A 15,197-nucleotide genomic window follows, 5' to 3' on the forward strand; every position below is an offset into this window, starting at 1 on the left:
CGAGATAAATCTACTAGCCGCTTCCCTCGTCAGGCTGAAGCAAAGCTCAGAGCTCGTTAGAATGTGAGTTCCTAGAGGGTTCCATCGTCACAATGAGTGCAGGTGATCACCGTCATCGCACTGCGCTTTTCGGTTCAGTGTGTTTGCAGTCCGGAAACTGATTGCATCCACGAAACATCGATCCGTCTTTGTTGCGCCGCTCAACCAATTGGCCGATGAGGCAGGCCGGGCATTGGCTCAATTCGGCCCCCTCAATCGTCTCGAAGCGGACTTCGTCGCCGGCGATCTCGCAAAGCTCATGGATATAGCGCGATGGCTGACGACGATTGGTGAGCATATAGACCCCTCGGCTCGCGCGCGTCAGCGCCACGTAAAACAGGCGCCGTTCTTCCGCGTAAGCGAAGGTCTCGGGGCGAGGAATGACCAGGTTCAGCAGCTCATCGTCCTCGATGCGACTTGGTACACCGTAGTTGCCCTCGCTGACATCGAGCAGGATCGTATAGTCGGCCTCAAGGCCCTTTGCCCGGTGAAACGACAGCCCGGCCACCTCAATGTTTGCAAAGGACGGAGGCCGCCCTTCGAATGGATCGAGGACGTTGTAGCGCCACAAAACCAAAACCTTGAGCTTGCCGCGCTTTTCGTCGCGCCACCGGTCGGCAATGCCACCCAAAGCGGCGTCAAGCCGTTCGAGCAGGCGCTGACAGGCCGCCGCAAAGTCCGGCTTGTCGCGCTTATCCTCAATGGGAATGACACGGATCGATCGCGGGACGGCCGGTCGCGTTGAGCGGACGGACTTCTTGATCTGTTCAGGATTGCGCTGGACGAACTTCGCGGCCGTTTCGGCAATGAGCTGATTACAGCGATACGTCTGTTCAAGGCGCCCCTGCCAACTGGTCCCGAAGTTCGCTTCGAACCGTGTAAAGATCGTAATGTCCGATCCGGCAAAGCGATAGATCGACTGCCAGTCGTCTCCAACCGCGAAGACCTTGCTGAACGCTTTCTGCTGTTTGAGCGCCTTGATGAGGTTAGCGCGCGGCTCGGAAATGTCCTGAAACTCATCCACGAGTATCAGCGAATAAGGGCTTCGATATCGGCCTGTCTCAACCAGCCGGACCGCATCCGCGATCATCGAATCGAAGTCGATCCGTTTCGTTTCCTCGAGCTTTCGGGAATACGCTTGAGTGATCATCCAGACCACGCGCGCGAATAGCGTCGCGCGCTCCTTGTCGTGCAAGGTCTTGGCACGTTCGAGCAGCATGTCGAGGGTGAGGTGGCTGGCACGTATGTGCTTCAAGCAGGTGGAAATCAGCTGGTCCATAGTGCTTGATAACCACCGGATCGAGCGCTTTGGTGATTTCGGCGTAGCTCTTGCGCTCGAAGGGTATTGAGCGACGCGCCAGTTCGGACTCGAGCGTGCTTAGCAGCGTCTCGTCGCTGGCCTGAGCGGAAGTGGTCTCGAAGAAATCGTTCCCATTGCGGCGATATGCCTGCCGTTTATTCTCAGCGTGCTCGGCATAGTCCGCAAAGGGTGAGCTTCCGTCCGCATCGAGCGCGAAATGCTCATGCACAGTTTCGGTCTGCGGATAGTAGAAATCCGGATGCAGATGACGGATGCTGCCACCGTCTTCCTCCACCGCAATTTGCCGTTCGTATTCGAACGCGACTGAATGCAGCCAAAGCCAGTTGGCGATCTTCTTCTCCTGCAACGACTTTACGATTACTTCCGACAGCGAACCGATCGTGGCGCTACCCTTTCTAAGGGTGTCCGATACGTAGCGCCGGTAGTCGGCCTCTCCGTCAAATATCTCGATCGGGATGTCGGCCTTGGGATGCACGACGAGAAGCTCGCTCCACAGCCGGGCAAATTCCGGATCGCTCTCGACAAGGTTCTGGATTATCGCCTCGATGACCCTGGTTTCGCCAGCGGGATGATCCACCCAGTTGGCGAGCTGCGGTGGCCGACCCTCGACCTCCTCAATGATTCCACGCCCAAGCGCATGAAATGTCGTAACGCGACACTCCAGGGCGTCCTCCGCGACCTGCAACTGGGCGGCGATCCTCGCCCTGAGTTCATCGGCTGCGTTTCTGTTGAAGGCCAAGAGCAGAATCTCATCGGGCCGATAGAGTTGCTTCTCCAGGACGTATGCGACCTTGCCGACCATCGTCGCGGATTTGCCCGACCCTGCCGAGGCCACCAGCAGGTTGTTATCCTCTAGGCGGATACAGGCCTCGCGCTGCTGGTTGGAAAACGAGCGCCGGTCGAGATCGTCAAAGAACGACCGGAACTTGATCAATTCCGAGCTGACGAAAGCCTCGTTGTAGGCATGGCGGACGCCCGGGTCCGTTATCATGGAGAACGAGGCCGGGAGGGAGGCCTTGAGCGCTCGCGGCATCAGGTCTGGGTCCAGAAGCGGGTGAGAGAGGGCAGCCGCCGCAGCGCCGGGAACGCTAGCAATGGCCCTGCCAAGATCGGCCTGCGCAAGATACTGTCTGTTGCCTTCGGTAATCTGCCGAAGCCTGCCGTCGACATCGAGCAGGCGCTCCTTCTCGGTGGCGATCAGCCCGAAGAGGTGAGCGTTGATGAAGGCATGAAGGTCCGCGGTCAGTTCTGCGGCCGCGTCACCCGATAGTGCCGATAAAGTGTTTGTCCTGCTGCGGGCTCGGATCTCCACAGTGTGCCATAAGAGGGCCTTGCTGGTGGAAATAGACACGATATCGAGGCAGCTAAGCTCTACCTCGCTATCTTGAGCCAGCCGGAAATGTCCCGAGTTTTTCGGGTCAAGGGTCAGCTTCCATTTTCCGGCTGCTAACATCCGCGCAAAGAAACCAGGCCGGTAGGTGCGCGAGCGGCCAGATAGCAATTTGGTCAAAGCCACGATTCGTGCGTCCCGTATGCAAATGGTGCCGAAGAGCCGGCTATCATGAACAGATTGAGATGTTCCAAATTATCCCAGTACTCATGCTGAATAGTGCCTGGGTATTTCTCAGCGGTCGCTGGAGCGTGATCCGTTGCTACGGGCGCGCATTTGTCATGTCCGTCGGATTCGGCGCTTGGAAGCATGTCATCGAGTTGGCGATGGATTCGGATAAGGGGCTGGTGGGTTCTGGCCTTGAAGCTCGTCGGTAGCTGGGTGTGATTGCTTCGGCCTTCTCGGAGGAAGCGTGGTCAATGCAGTGACCTTTGTCGCCACCTCATCAAGGGTAGCGGTGAGACGGTTTATCTGCGAGGCTGTTGCTGCGAGTTCCGGTCCGTAGCGGGTGACGAGATATTCCCGGTTCTGGCTGAGGGACTGGAGATGCTTTGCAGTTTTGGTGCGAAGGCTCAGCCTGGCCTCCATGGCGTGTTCGGCCCTCGACGACAGGTCGTGCTGCATCTTGCGGATTTGATTGGGATTAAGCCCAAAGTGGAGCAGAAGCGCGGTTAGATAGAGTTCGATCGCATGGATTGCCGCCATTCTGAACGGTGCTCGGGTAAGCGGCTTGCCGGGTCGGCCGAGCTGAAGGAGAAGACTTGCTGCTCTGCGGTATTCTTCAGCCAGGGCGTGGACCTGTTGTGGGGATGCAAGCTCACCGGGATATTTGCGTTCATCGAGCGTCATGAGCGCAACGTAAGGGCGCTATGGGGAAGATTTGGTAAAGAGAAAAGTGTTGTTCGGCATGCTCGCAATTGCCGGATTATCACTAACTCGCGTAGACTTTGTTTATGCTGAGAATCGGCTCCGAGTTACAGTTGAGCGCCTCCGACTTGGTCGGCTACTTGAATTGCGGCCACCTGACGGCGCTTGACCTTCAGGTGGCAGACGGCGCGCTCGAAAAGCCGAAGATCTGGGATCCGCTGCTCGAGATCCTGCAGCAGCGCGGCGCCGAGCACGAGGCGGCCTATGTCGATCACCTGCGCGCGTCCGGCTTTACGGTAGCGGTCATCGAGGGCAGGGGCATCGATGACGGCTCGGTGGCCGCCACGATCGAGGCGATGCACGCCGGTGCGCTGATCATCGTGCAAGCCGCGCTGCGCGCACCGCCCTTCATCGGCCGGGCCGACATCCTCCGGCGCGTCGAAACGCCAAGCGATCTCGGCGCCTGGTCCTATGAAGTCGTCGACACAAAGCTCGCCCGCGAGACCAAGGGCGGGACGGTGCTGCAGCTCTGCATCTATTCCGACCTCGTCGAGCAGGTGCAGGGCCTCGTGCCGGAATACGCCTACGTTGTCGCGCCCCTTACCGGCTTCGCGCCGGAGGCCTTTCGGGTCAGCGACTATGCCGCCTACTACCGCAATGTCCGGGAACGCTTCACCGTGTCCTTGGACGGAAACGGCGGCACCTATCCGGAGCCGGTCGCTCATTGCGATATCTGCCGCTGGCGCCATCTAGTCGAGCAGGCCGGCCTGGAGGGCATGGTTTCGAAGCGCAAGGACAGCAAATACCCAAGCGGCAATTCGACGGCCTGGCTGAAGACGAAGGCATACTCGGTCGACGAATATGAGCTGCTTGGTGTCGAGCGGGAGCCTGGAAAGCCACCCTTTGCGTTGATGGCGGAGCGCGGCACCGGCCGCTATGTCGGCTCGGCATTCATTACCTTGAACCGGGAGATGCGCGACAGCTTTGGCAACGCGTCCAGGAGCACGCAGGGGCGGCGCCGAAGGGCATGAAGCGGCCAGCGACGCAGTGGGTTAAGCCGGGGCTCATCGGTCGCGTGAAGCACCTCCTTGGCGAACGCGATTTGCGGCACGCTTCGCTACAGGATTTCAGAGAAGAAGGTTAGGGCCGAGGCTCACGTAGAGACGGCCTGATCAATATCGCCGGATTCAGATCGGCTCTCGCCAAAACCATTAAGGTCTTATATACAGGACCGTTCGGCGATTATGACATCCTTTATGAGACCAAAATGCGCTCAACCGTGATTGATACATTACCTCCCAAGGTCAAGAGAGCGCTCGGCAAGCTGGGCGCTGACATCGCGCTAGCCCGCAAGAAGCGCAGTCTGACCATCATGATGATGGCGGAAAGGCTAGGGATCGCAAAGAGCACCTACCTGAAGATCGAGAAAGGCGACCCGACGGTCGCCATGGGCGCCTATGCCATGACTTTTTTCGTGCTGGGCTTTGATGAGGCCCTGACCGAGATCGTCGATCCCAAACGCGACGAGCAGGGCCTGCTCCTCGACGCCGAACGCATGCCAAAGAGGATAAGGGTGCGAAAGGCGCCGAGTGCGCCATGAGGCGTTCCATTGCCGTCCATCTCGGCCAGGAAGCGACGCCGCTGGGTATGCTGCGTTACGACCAGCAGGGCGCGCGGGAAAGCGCGGCATTTGAATATGATGCAAGTTGGCTGGCACGGCGAAGCAGGTTCTCGATCGAACCCGGCCTGCCTCTCGTCGCCGGCCCGCAGTATCATCGCAAGGCGCGCGACGGATCGGTGTTCCACGACGCGATCGCCGACACCGAGCCGGACGGATGGGGGCGACGCGTGATCCAGCGCGACCACGCCAAGCGTCGCCAAGAGGCACGCCGGGTAGGAGACGAGACCGAGGCACGGCCCCTCAACGCGATGGACTACCTGCTGGCGGTCGATGACACGAGCCGCGTCGGCGCGCTACGCCTGCAAGATGAGGAGGGGCATTATCAAAGGAGCGTCGACGAGGGACGGCGCACAACACCCCCGCTTGTCGAGATCGGTCAACTCCTCACAGCCACGCGCGCGGTCGAAACCAACACGGAGACGGCGGCTGACCTTGCCTATCTGCGCGGACGCGGCACATCGCTTGGCGGCCTGCGTCCGAAATGCACCGTTCTCGACGATGACGGACGGCTCGCTATCGGCAAGTTTCCGAGTGTCGCGGACGAGCGCTCCGTGACCAAGGGCGAAGTTCTAGCCATGATATTGGCCCGCAAGGCTGGCATCGATGCGGCGGAGGCACGCCTGATCGACAGCGACGGCGCCCCCGTGGCGCTGATCCGCCGTTTCGACCGAACCCCGAACGGCAATCGTCTGATGTATGTCTCGGCCGCCACGATGATCGGCGCCGAGAGGGGGGACGCCGGCGAGCATAGCTATACCGAGCTCGTCGACGCCCTGCGCCAGCACGGTAGCCAGCCGGCGGCCGATATCGACGAGCTTTGGCGGCGCATCGCCTTCTCGATCCTAATCACCAACGTCGATGACCACCTCCACAATCACGGCTTTCTCCATGTGGATCGCGGGCAATGGCGCCTGGCGCCCGGGTTCGACATCAATCCGTTCCCCGAGCGTGTGCGCGAGCTCAAGACCTGGGTTTCCGAGGAGACCGGGCCCGAAGCAACCATTGATGCGCTGATGTCCGTGATCGCCTATTTCCGCATCAGCCGCAATCGCGCGAGGGAAATCCTGGGCCAGGTCGAAGGCGCAGTCGCTAGATGGCGGGAAGATGGGCGGGAGCTTGGCATGACCTCGCAGGAACTCGAAAGCTTCACCGACGCGTTCGAACATTCGGAACGCCAGGCTGCCCAACGGGCGCTGCAGTGAGGTCGACAGCGCGGATTTGCACTTGATGAAGCGACGTGTCTGCACCGCCAGTTGTGCTATTGCCGAACTTCTCCAGCCAACCCGCAAAGCGGCATCTATGAAGGCGAGTTCCTCCGCATGTCACAGTTCGACGTCCGTCTGGCGGTCCGAGAAAGCCTGATCGCCGACATCAACAATGACTGACGATCAGCTCCGATTCCTCCTCTCCTTCAAGGCGCGTCGACCGATTTAAAATCTGTTGGGCATCGACGGCGCTGACGAACTGCCCGCCATGCGGTGGAAAATGCACAATCTGGAGCGCATGCCCGAAGCACCGGCGCGCAGATAAAAATGGCAGCGCGTGCTGAACAAAGAGGATTGATGCGCGGCCGCATAAGAGTTGAGCCACCTTGAGCTGACGGTACTTTCAGGAGGCAGCAGGAATGCTGACGGGGCTTTTCCCTGTTAGATTCTCTAGGGAAAATCCAAAGCTGATCACGTCTACGCAGCGCAATGTGTCGCGATGGCTCATGGCAGCGGACGTTTGCTCCAAGGCCGACGAGCAAACATTGGGACAATCAGGCCATGGCAGGCGTCTGTCCACGCATGGTCGGATCGGCCAAGCGTGGACGTGTCCGTGTGATCAGACAGTCGGGACAGTTCCGCCGTCGACGACGAGTTCTGAACCATGGATCGAAGAGGCGCGATCGGAGGCCAGGAAGGCGATGGCTTCGGCGACCTCGAATGGTTCGGCGCCGCGACCTATGGCAATGCCACCAAGGCCGGCCAGGACGAGTTGGCGCGCGTCCTCGATAGTGCCACCGTTGGCGGCTTGGATGCGCTTGAGAAACCCATCGGTGCCCTCGGTCATGATCCAGCCGGGAGAGACGACGTTGACCCTCACGCCCTTGGAACCCAGCTCCTTGGAGATGGACTTGCTGTAAGTCCGGAGCGCGGCCTTGGCACTGGCGTAGGCGGTTGTTGCCTCGGGAAGCGGCAGCACCGACTGGATGGAGGTGACGTGCACTACCGCGCCGCTGCCCCGCTGCATCATCTGCGGAATCAGGAGCCGGTCGAGGCGGACTGTGGCCAGCAGGTTCAGGTTCAGTTCGGACAGCCAGTGTTCGTCGGTCAGGGCGACGAAGCCTCCGCCGGGCGTGGTCGAACCACCAAGCACATGCGCTAGGATATCTACGCCGCCTAGAAGCTCGAGCGCCGCCCTGGCGAGGGCTTCTCCGCCCTCAGCCGTCGTCAGGTCCGCCTGGACGAATTCGACGCTATCAAATGGGCTCCAGCGTTCCGCGGGCAGATGTAATCACCCGGGCGCCGCCGGCCAGGAAGCGGTCGACGGTCGCGCGGCCCAAACCCTTGGTGCCGCCGCTAACGAGCACGCGCTTTCCCGCGAACTCGGTCGGATCAGCTTTGATGGTCATGCCGTGATCTCCAAAGCTTTGATGGCGTCGTCTTCGAGCGTAAAGCGGTAGGTGAAGCGGATCGGGCTGCCCTTGAAATCGCCATGGGCGGGGCCCTCGACGACGACGTTACCGTGCTCGTATCGAACGGTATCCGGAGTAAAGATCGCCTTGACCGGGATAACCGCTTCTTCGAACAAGGCCCGCATTCCGGCGTAGCCCTTGTGACGGCCTCCATCAGCAAAAAGGACCGCGTCGCGTGTGAAGGGGCTCAACATTCCGTCTACATCGAGACGGGCGTTCGCGGCCACATATGCGGCGATTGGGGGTGGTAATTCGAGCGTCATTGGTCATGTCCTGCTTGTTGCGATCGCAGCCACACGGCTGCAGCGTCGGTTGCAGTGCAAGATGGCAGTAGACAAGTCGCATGATAATCCGGACAATTCGGGATGTCTCATCGCGAAAGATGGGATAATTGTGCAAAATAACCTGACGGAATTAGATGCAATTCTACGGTCGCCCGCCGCGGCAAATTTCGCACAGCTGCGGTTGGGCTGGGTTTCGACAGTCAGGGTAATGCTGACCCACTTCTCCGCCGCGCGATGTCGACGAACGCCTTGAACGCGGCGGTTGGGTTGCGTCGGCTCAGTTAGTAGAGGCTCAACGGCGGCAGAAGGTGTGCAATCCTCACGTACACGAGACTTTCGACTTTGGGGTGGATGCCGGCCTCAGTGATCACGGTGCCGCCCCAAGAATGCCCCACAAGAACTGCCGGTCCTTCCTGACGATCCAGCACACGTTTGGTCGCGGCTACATCGGCTGCCAGCGAGGTTAGCGGATTCTGAACAATCGACACGCGATAACCTCGCGCCGTCAAATCTTCATAGACGCCGCGCCAACCGGTACCATCTGCGAATGCGCCATGAACCAGCACCACGTTCTTGACAGGCTGCGTGTCAGGAATCTTCTCGGCGCCGTGAGAAGCCGAGGCAGCGGCGATTACCGCGACGGCGGCTGTTGCCGCCAAGATGTTCGTTGGTTTCGAAGCCATGTTGGACCTCCAGTTTGTTAATCCGGCCCTGCTGCCGTGCGCCCGGAACCCCTTCAAGGCCGGCAAATGCCAATCTATGCCGAGACGATTGACAGGATAATTGGGACAAATCAGGATGAGGAATCACGAGAAAAGGGATAATGACGCGATCTGTTCTCGCCGAGCTGGATGCCGTTCTCAGCATTGCGCGCCAAGGCTCCTTTCGGGCTGCCGCGCTTGACCTTGGAATGTCGACCACGGCGCTGAGCAACGCCATTGCCAAGCTTGAGCACCGTCTCGGCATTCGGCTATTCAATCGCACGACGCGAAGTGTCTCGCTCACCGAGGCTGGAAAGACCTTTGTCGAGCGGGTTGGTCCGGCGATGACCGACATCCATGACGCCATGCTCGCGGCTCAGTCGCTTCAAGAAACCCCGACCGGTACATTGCGTATCAATGCATTTGCATCGGCGGCGCGGGAAGTGATGGCGCCCCTGATCCTTTCGTTCCTGCAGCGTTATCCGCAGGTGCATATCGATCTGGTCACTGAGGGACGACTGGTCGATATCGTTGCAGCAGGCTTTGACCTGGGCCTCAGGCCGGCCGACCTGGTGCCCAGCGACATGATCGCCGTTTCAATTGGCTTAAAGCGAAGTAATGCCGTCGTTGCATCGCCGGATTTCCTGCGCGCTCACGGTACACCAGCCATTCCGGCCGACCTATATCGATTTCGCTGCATCCGAGCCCGTCTGCCCAACAACGCGTTGTTCCGATGGCGTTTCGAGAAAGACGGAAGCGCGGTCCAGATCGAAGTGCAAGGCTCTATTACGCTCGACGAGCCAAGCCTTGTCAGGATCGCCGCGCAGAATAGTATTGGGCTCGGATATGTTATGGAGGCAGACGTGCGCGACGACATTGCTGCCGGGCGTCTTGTGAGGGTCCTCGAGGATTGGACACCAGATTTGGCGCCGCTAGCGTTGTATTACCCCGGCAGAAAGAACCCTCCGGCTGCCTTCAGCGCGTTTATCCTGGCTGCACGCGAGTACGCAAACGGCAACACTAAGCTAGGGGAGGGCTGATTGAGGTGGGCGCTGCCGTTTAACGAAATGGATACTATGCGGTGTTAAGTGGTTGATTTAATGATGTAAAAAATTCTCATAACTAAACTTCTGCCGTGCGTAGCGTGTCGACTGGGGTTAGCTTTTCGAACTTTCTGCGTCGAGCTTTCCCCGGCGCACCAAGGTGGAGCAGTTGAGAGAGCGAGATCTGATGATGCCGCAGGAAATCCGTCAGCTGCCGCCCGACAAGATGCTGGTGATTTCCGAAGGGCAGAATCCGATCCTTGCCGACAAGCTTCGCTTCTTCGCGGTCAAGCGGTTTCGCGACCTGGAGCTATTCTCCCGAACGCACATTCCGTTCGTTCCGGCCATGGAATTCCTGCCCTCGGCACCGGTCCCCGCCACGACGGCGGCCTATCAGAATGCCGGCGCAGACCGCGCGGTTGCTCCGCGTCAAGAACCCGCCGCGCAGGCCGATCCCTTCCCGGCCGATCGACCCCCGGACGCATCGGCCCATCGCGAACAGGCTCCAGAGGCCGTTGAGGCCCGGTTCAAAATGGCGGCGAAACGATTGAAGGATCTGATCGCGAGCAGAACAAAGCCAGGCAGCGACACGACGAACTGGTCGAAAATATTTGATGAGGCAGTACCCGACGCCTGGTCGGAACTTGAATCGGAAGATGCGTAGGGACCACATCATGATTGACCCCAACGTCCATGCCGATATCGGCGCTAAAATGGTGGAGGCCTTGTTGTATGAGTCGTGCAATCCGCACCGGAAAATCACACGACGCACAAATCGGCATGAACCAACAGAATCAAATGATCGCAGCCGCAAGCGGCGCCCTTTCGTATATGGCCAAGCCTGCTATAACGAGTCAAAATGCGCCGCTACGGTGCGCGATGACACGACGTGTCGGAACCCACGCAAACCCGCCCCTATATTATTGCCCCAATCCAGCATCGCGTAATCAAGGCGCGAGTGCAAGCATCGTCTAAATTAGGGCGGTTATGTACTCTAACCCGGTCTGGTTGGCGGCTTCACGCAACCGTCATGATGGTGATGCTAACTTCGCTGGCCGAACGGGCGCCATCCTCCCAAGTTCGGTATTCCCTTTCCTCCAAAGCTCGGTTCAAACCGGGCTTTCTTTTTATGTCCGAGGGGCCAGCTTCGACCGAATTTCCTCGACGGCGTTTGCGATGGCGTTCCCGGTCGCCGGGCAATCGAGCAGGACATGCGTGGCGCTTTGAGGTCCGTCAACGGCTATAAACCACCGCTGGAACAAAACCTGCTGGTTGCGGTTGAATCCCTCGAAGGGACCAGAACGCCGAAGGAACCGGACAATGGTCGAAATCTTTAGCTTTGAACTTGCGAAGGCTCGTCAGCGAGTGAGCAGAGCCGAGCGCTCTCTCGACCGTGCAAACGAGTTGCTAGACCAGGGCTGTGGCAACGTCGCGGTCAATCTTTCCCTTTGCGATCGGGTCAGATTCGAGCAAAGACGTGTTGCCGAGGCGAGGGAGCGGCTCGCAAACCTTAATCCGATCCCGCGCCACTGACATGTCGTTCTGAAGAGGCCGGCCCGGCCGCCGGTTTGGGCGCCACGGCAGCCGAGTCATGCCGGGAGAGAGTTCCCCGGCGAATTTACCCTGCTCTTCTATTAACGGGTCACGGCGGCGTGTGGCGCGAGAGAGCATTCGTTCGCCAACCTTCGTCGGGGGCGCCAAACCAGGGCGATCATCTCCTCGGTCTGCTGGACAGCTTGATCACCCTTTGATTCCCCGGGCGACGCACTGGCGTTGCGGGGCCGCTGGCTTGGGAGGCAAGGAGCATCGAATTGATGACATCATCACGCGTGAAAGCGCAGGGTTGTCGCCCCGCTTGCGAGCGGTGACCGCCCCCAGCGCAAAAGGCTTACCAAATTGTATGGCCGAAGGGACTCACCGAAGAGCCGCCGGACCTAAACCTGTCTGGGTCCAGACCCCATATATGGGCTTCGCGCAAGGCGAACAACGATGTCTACCGAAGGATTTTTAGAATGCCTAAGTTACGGCTGATCCAAATAGCGTCAATATTGTTGATACTATCGACGGCTGTTGGGAGCGTGTCGATTAATCCGGCGGAAGCACGCAGAGGCGGCAGTTTCGGCAGTCGCGGCAGCCGGACTTTCCAGGCTCCAGCTCCGACGACAACTGCCCCCTACACCGCGCCGGTAAAGCGCTCGATGACGCCAAATACCGCCCAACCGGTGTCACCGTCGCAGCCGTCGCTCGTTCAGCCGCGTCCAAGTTTTTGGAGCGGCTTCGGCGGTGGGCTGGTTGGGGGGCTGGTCGGCGGGCTCCTCTTCAATGGAATTTTTGGCATGATGTTCGGCCACGGCTTTGGCGGCGTCGGAGGCGGCCTCAGCTTCATACTCCAGCTGTTGCTGATCGGCGGTGTCGTCATGTTGGCAATGCGGTTTTTCAGCCGCAACAATTCCGCTCCGGCCGAAGCCAGAAGTTTCGCGCTCCCATTTGGTCAGCAGGGTTTTGGAACCGGCGCGCAAGCCTACAGCCGGCAGGCCCCTACCGGGACAGCGACTAGTGACGCGACCGGGGCAGACGAAATCGGGATTACCGAGACTGATCGTTCTGCGTTCGAGCGCATTCTCGCGGACGTGCAAGCCGCATTCACCCGCGAAGACCACCAAGGGCTACGCCGGCTGACAACACCGGAAATGGTTTCCTACCTCTCCGAGGAGTTGGCGGACAATGCCACCAAGGGTCTCAAGAACGAGGTATCAAATCTTCAGTTTTTGAACGGCGAGGTCTCAGAAGCGTGGCGCGAGGGCACGCGCGACTATGCGACCGTGGCCATGCATTGGTCCGCCATCGATGTGATGCGCAACCGTCAAACAGGCGCCATCGAAACGGGCGATCCCAACAAGCCTGTCGAAACAACGGAGCTGTGGACCTTCACTCGCGAGCCAGGGCAACCATGGCTGCTATCTGCGATCCAGGAAACGGCCAACTGAAGGGCAGCGGCCCTGGCTTTCAATGCCTGACGCTTCTGCGGCGACTGCTCCCGGAACGATGGTTAACTTCCGCATTTTGCATGCGAAAATATCAGGTCGGCTTAATGCCTCATCTATCATGCGGGGATTGGTGATGAAGGTTGCGGATGGCGGCTTGCCGTTTCCGCTCCGCCACCGCCGCCCCCTGATAGACAGGGCTAGTGGTTTCAAGCCCGCTGCCGAATGGTGGCGGGCTTTTTCCTAGCCGGCGCGGAACATCGGAGCCGCACGCAGGTTCTAACAACGGCGGCATGCATCTAGCCGATAGCGGTCGCTGACCATTGTCCCTCATTGGTCGGCCCGCGCCTTGTGCAACAGGCGCGGGCCATCGCTATTTTAGGGTGTTACTCGACCTGATATTTACGAAACCGTAAGTGGCTGACCGAAGGCAACGCTTCTATCTACGCCTGCAGCGACCGTGAAGTCCTATCTCAGGCGTTCTGAAAACCGGATTGTGTCCGCACCACCTTCCGTTCCAGCGGTTCATGGCGCGGCCTCTCGTGCCACATCACCTGACGGAAATCGCGCATGTCTAGCGCAACCAACCCTGGCGCCGGTTCGTTGACCGTTGCTAGTTATCCTGGCACTTCTGTCTCTTGCCCGCTGCTCTCCCGAGTGGCGTGCTTTTTTGTTGGAACCGGATTCGGTGGCTGAAGTTCTGATTACGCTCGGTCCTTCACCGGGCAGACGGCACTGTCGAGAGGCCCGTCACTGCTAGCCGCAGTGGCGGGCTTTTAGCATCAGCTTTCAGTGCTTCGTCGTTTTCCTTCAGCTGGCGAAACACCTGGCAGCAAAAGCGATAGTCAGCTTCGCGCCCATCGTAGTGCGCGGTCAAAGCACAATGGGCAACCGCCGTCGCTGCGTCTACTCCGTAGAGGTCCATCGCCGCCCGCAATGCGGCATTCGGTTCGACGAGGTCCGAAAGTTTCAAGACATTCCCGTGGCTTGACATGTTCACTCGTCGAGGATGAGCGCGTCGTGGTCGGGCAGCTGATGATAAGCTACTTGCCGAAGGTCCCGCATGTCCACTTTCTGGCCGCAGATTTCGCAAGCGTAGAAATGATCCTCTTCATGCGCGGGGGCGCCATCATGTCGAGTACCAGGGATGGGCGGGCCAAGGTCGGATAGCTTGGTCATCACCGGCCCTTGAGGGCTTTGGCCTCGCGTTCCAGGGTGTCGCGGTCATTGCCGTGCTTTGCGATCAGCTCCCGGACCTGCGGGATAGACAGGCCGAACTTGCTCGCGAAATAGCCGACCTCGTATTCCTCATCGCCGCTCACGCGGCTGCGATCCTGATAGCCAAGTTTGTTCTTGTCGTCGGTCATCGTGGTTCTCCCAAGCTGCGATCGACCGCAACGTGCGCCACACCGATTTGTTTCGCTGCTAGCAAAAGCTTATTTAACTGCCGGCTTGTGTGAGTTCAGTGCATGCGGTTGGAGTTTGTCGCGCCCTTGATGCCGACCCTGGTCCACCAGCCTCCGGAAGGCGACGGCTGGATTGGGAGTTCGACGGCTGTCGTCGACTGTCAGGGATCTGGCGCGTGTTGCGGGGTGGATCAGGGCCTTCGCCCGATTCGTAAGGTGGTCGGCTGGAAGGGGCATCAATCGGCTTTGCAAACTGGACCGAGTAAAATCTGCATTTTACCGACGCGCCTTTCGCCAGCCGGCCGCGCGCGCCTCTTCTTCGGTGCAAAACCACCGCTCGCCATACTGGGGGCTGATCCGCGTTTCCCAGTAGTGCTCTTGGCCGGGCACGTGGTAAATGCGCTCCCCGGTGTTGATCGAGATATTTCCTTTGATGGTGCAGCCAATGCCCGAGGACAAAAGCGAGGAGCTTGGAGTTGTTTCAGCGGCTCCGTCGGACAACTGCATGAGGCTGGGAGCGGCGCCGATGATGTCGGGGTTCTGAGAAAGTATCACGGCCACGGGGACCAGGATCAGCGCGAACAGGTACTCAAGCCGCCATATGCCGCGGCGCCGCTTCCTGGTGTTCTTGCGCCACCGGTCAGCCTGATCGGCACCAATATTGTGCTGTTGCTGGACTTTGCCCACGTCCCACTCTCCCCACCGGAAGAATGCTTCCATTGGCGAAGAAAGTCCAGCGTGTTTTAGTCTGGGCTAATATGAGATCAGGCGGCGATCGCATCCCAATTCCAACGCCAAGGCCGA

At 59.4% G+C, this 15,197-nt stretch carries 14 protein-coding genes and 3 pseudogenes; 7 read left to right on the forward strand and 10 right to left on the reverse strand.

Features of this window, described 5'->3' with window-relative positions; all coding sequences use genetic code 11:
* Positions 1-112 precede the first annotated feature (112 nt).
* The 4 genes and pseudogenes from ACWGS8_RS22115 to ACWGS8_RS22130 form a co-directional block, all read right to left on the reverse strand.
* Positions 113-337 carry a topoisomerase DNA-binding C4 zinc finger domain-containing protein gene (locus tag ACWGS8_RS22115; protein ID WP_454583043.1) on the reverse strand — a complete coding sequence of 75 codons (225 nt, stop codon included), beginning with the start codon at positions 335-337 and terminating at the stop codon, positions 113-115.
* A 48-nt stretch (positions 338-385) separates the two neighbouring features.
* Positions 386-1,219: pseudogene (locus ACWGS8_RS22120) on the reverse strand (UvrD-helicase domain-containing protein); the annotation flags it as partial.
* Positions 1,101-2,813 carry a UvrD-helicase domain-containing protein gene (locus ACWGS8_RS22125; protein ID WP_454583044.1) on the reverse strand — a complete coding sequence of 571 codons (1,713 nt, stop codon included), beginning with the start codon at positions 2,811-2,813 and terminating at the stop codon, positions 1,101-1,103. The pseudogene ACWGS8_RS22120 and the gene ACWGS8_RS22125, both read right to left, overlap by 119 nt.
* Positions 2,814-3,062: 249 nt before the next feature.
* Positions 3,063-3,599, reverse strand: coding sequence for a hypothetical protein (locus ACWGS8_RS22130; RefSeq protein ID WP_454582889.1), 537 nt, complete (start codon positions 3,597-3,599; stop codon positions 3,063-3,065).
* Between the two features lie 131 nt (positions 3,600-3,730).
* Between ACWGS8_RS22130 and ACWGS8_RS22135 the strand changes: the two genes are divergently transcribed.
* The 3 genes from ACWGS8_RS22135 (at position 3,731) to ACWGS8_RS22145 (ending at position 6,500) form a co-directional block, all read left to right on the forward strand.
* Positions 3,731-4,648 carry a hypothetical protein gene (locus ACWGS8_RS22135; RefSeq protein ID WP_454582890.1) on the forward strand — a complete coding sequence of 306 codons (918 nt, stop codon included), beginning with the start codon at positions 3,731-3,733 and terminating at the stop codon, positions 4,646-4,648.
* Between the two features lie 236 nt (positions 4,649-4,884).
* Positions 4,885-5,217 carry a helix-turn-helix domain-containing protein gene (locus ACWGS8_RS22140; protein ID WP_454582891.1) on the forward strand — a complete coding sequence of 111 codons (333 nt, stop codon included), beginning with the start codon at positions 4,885-4,887 and terminating at the stop codon, positions 5,215-5,217.
* The gene (locus ACWGS8_RS22145) at positions 5,214-6,500 is read left to right on the forward strand and encodes a type II toxin-antitoxin system HipA family toxin (RefSeq protein ID WP_454582892.1); all 1,287 of its coding nucleotides are present in this window, start codon (positions 5,214-5,216) and stop codon (positions 6,498-6,500) included. Before ACWGS8_RS22140 ends, ACWGS8_RS22145 begins: the two co-directional genes overlap by 4 nt.
* Positions 6,501-7,122: 622 nt before the next feature.
* Here ACWGS8_RS22145 and ACWGS8_RS22150 read toward each other — a convergent pair.
* The 3 genes and pseudogenes from ACWGS8_RS22150 to ACWGS8_RS22160 form a co-directional block, all read right to left on the reverse strand.
* A pseudogene (locus tag ACWGS8_RS22150) lies at positions 7,123-7,912 on the reverse strand (SDR family oxidoreductase).
* The gene (locus tag ACWGS8_RS22155; protein WP_454582893.1) at positions 7,909-8,238 is read right to left on the reverse strand and encodes a nuclear transport factor 2 family protein; all 330 of its coding nucleotides are present in this window, start codon (positions 8,236-8,238) and stop codon (positions 7,909-7,911) included. The pseudogene ACWGS8_RS22150 and the gene ACWGS8_RS22155 overlap by 4 nt, the downstream one beginning before the upstream one ends.
* A 341-nt stretch (positions 8,239-8,579) precedes the next feature.
* Positions 8,580-8,942 (reverse strand): annotated as a pseudogene (locus ACWGS8_RS22160) (alpha/beta fold hydrolase); the annotation flags it as partial.
* A gap of 140 nt (positions 8,943-9,082) precedes the next feature.
* Between ACWGS8_RS22160 and ACWGS8_RS22165 the strand changes: the two are divergent.
* From ACWGS8_RS22165 to ACWGS8_RS22180, 4 genes are all read left to right on the forward strand, one after another.
* Positions 9,083-10,000, forward strand: coding sequence for a LysR substrate-binding domain-containing protein (locus tag ACWGS8_RS22165; RefSeq protein ID WP_454582894.1), 918 nt, complete (start codon positions 9,083-9,085; stop codon positions 9,998-10,000).
* Positions 10,001-10,163: 163 nt separating this feature from the next.
* Positions 10,164-10,667, forward strand: coding sequence for a type IV secretory system conjugative DNA transfer family protein (locus ACWGS8_RS22170; protein ID WP_454582895.1), 504 nt, complete (start codon positions 10,164-10,166; stop codon positions 10,665-10,667).
* A 656-nt stretch (positions 10,668-11,323) separates the two neighbouring features.
* Positions 11,324-11,536, forward strand: a complete 213-nt coding sequence (locus tag ACWGS8_RS22175; RefSeq protein ID WP_454582896.1) for a hypothetical protein — start codon at positions 11,324-11,326, stop codon at positions 11,534-11,536.
* A 665-nt stretch (positions 11,537-12,201) separates the two neighbouring features.
* Positions 12,202-12,990, forward strand: a complete 789-nt coding sequence (locus ACWGS8_RS22180) for a Tim44 domain-containing protein (RefSeq protein WP_454582897.1) — start codon at positions 12,202-12,204, stop codon at positions 12,988-12,990.
* A 715-nt stretch (positions 12,991-13,705) separates the two neighbouring features.
* Here ACWGS8_RS22180 and ACWGS8_RS22185 read toward each other — a convergent pair.
* The 3 genes from ACWGS8_RS22185 to ACWGS8_RS22195 all read right to left on the reverse strand — a co-directional run bounded on the left by ACWGS8_RS22185 (position 13,706) and on the right by ACWGS8_RS22195 (position 15,080).
* Positions 13,706-13,960, reverse strand: a complete 255-nt coding sequence (locus ACWGS8_RS22185; protein WP_454582898.1) for a hypothetical protein — start codon at positions 13,958-13,960, stop codon at positions 13,706-13,708.
* A 205-nt stretch (positions 13,961-14,165) separates the two neighbouring features.
* Positions 14,166-14,354 (reverse strand): DUF3606 domain-containing protein, encoded by a 189-nt coding sequence (locus tag ACWGS8_RS22190; RefSeq protein ID WP_032929693.1) that lies wholly within the window; start codon positions 14,352-14,354, stop codon positions 14,166-14,168.
* A 315-nt stretch (positions 14,355-14,669) separates the two neighbouring features.
* On the reverse strand, positions 14,670-15,080 hold the full coding sequence (locus ACWGS8_RS22195) for a sunset domain-containing protein (protein WP_454582899.1): 411 nt from the start codon (positions 15,078-15,080) through the stop codon (positions 14,670-14,672).
* Positions 15,081-15,197: the final 117 nt, after the last annotated feature.

The sequence above is a fragment of the Mesorhizobium sp. 43Arga genome (genome assembly GCF_053714255.1).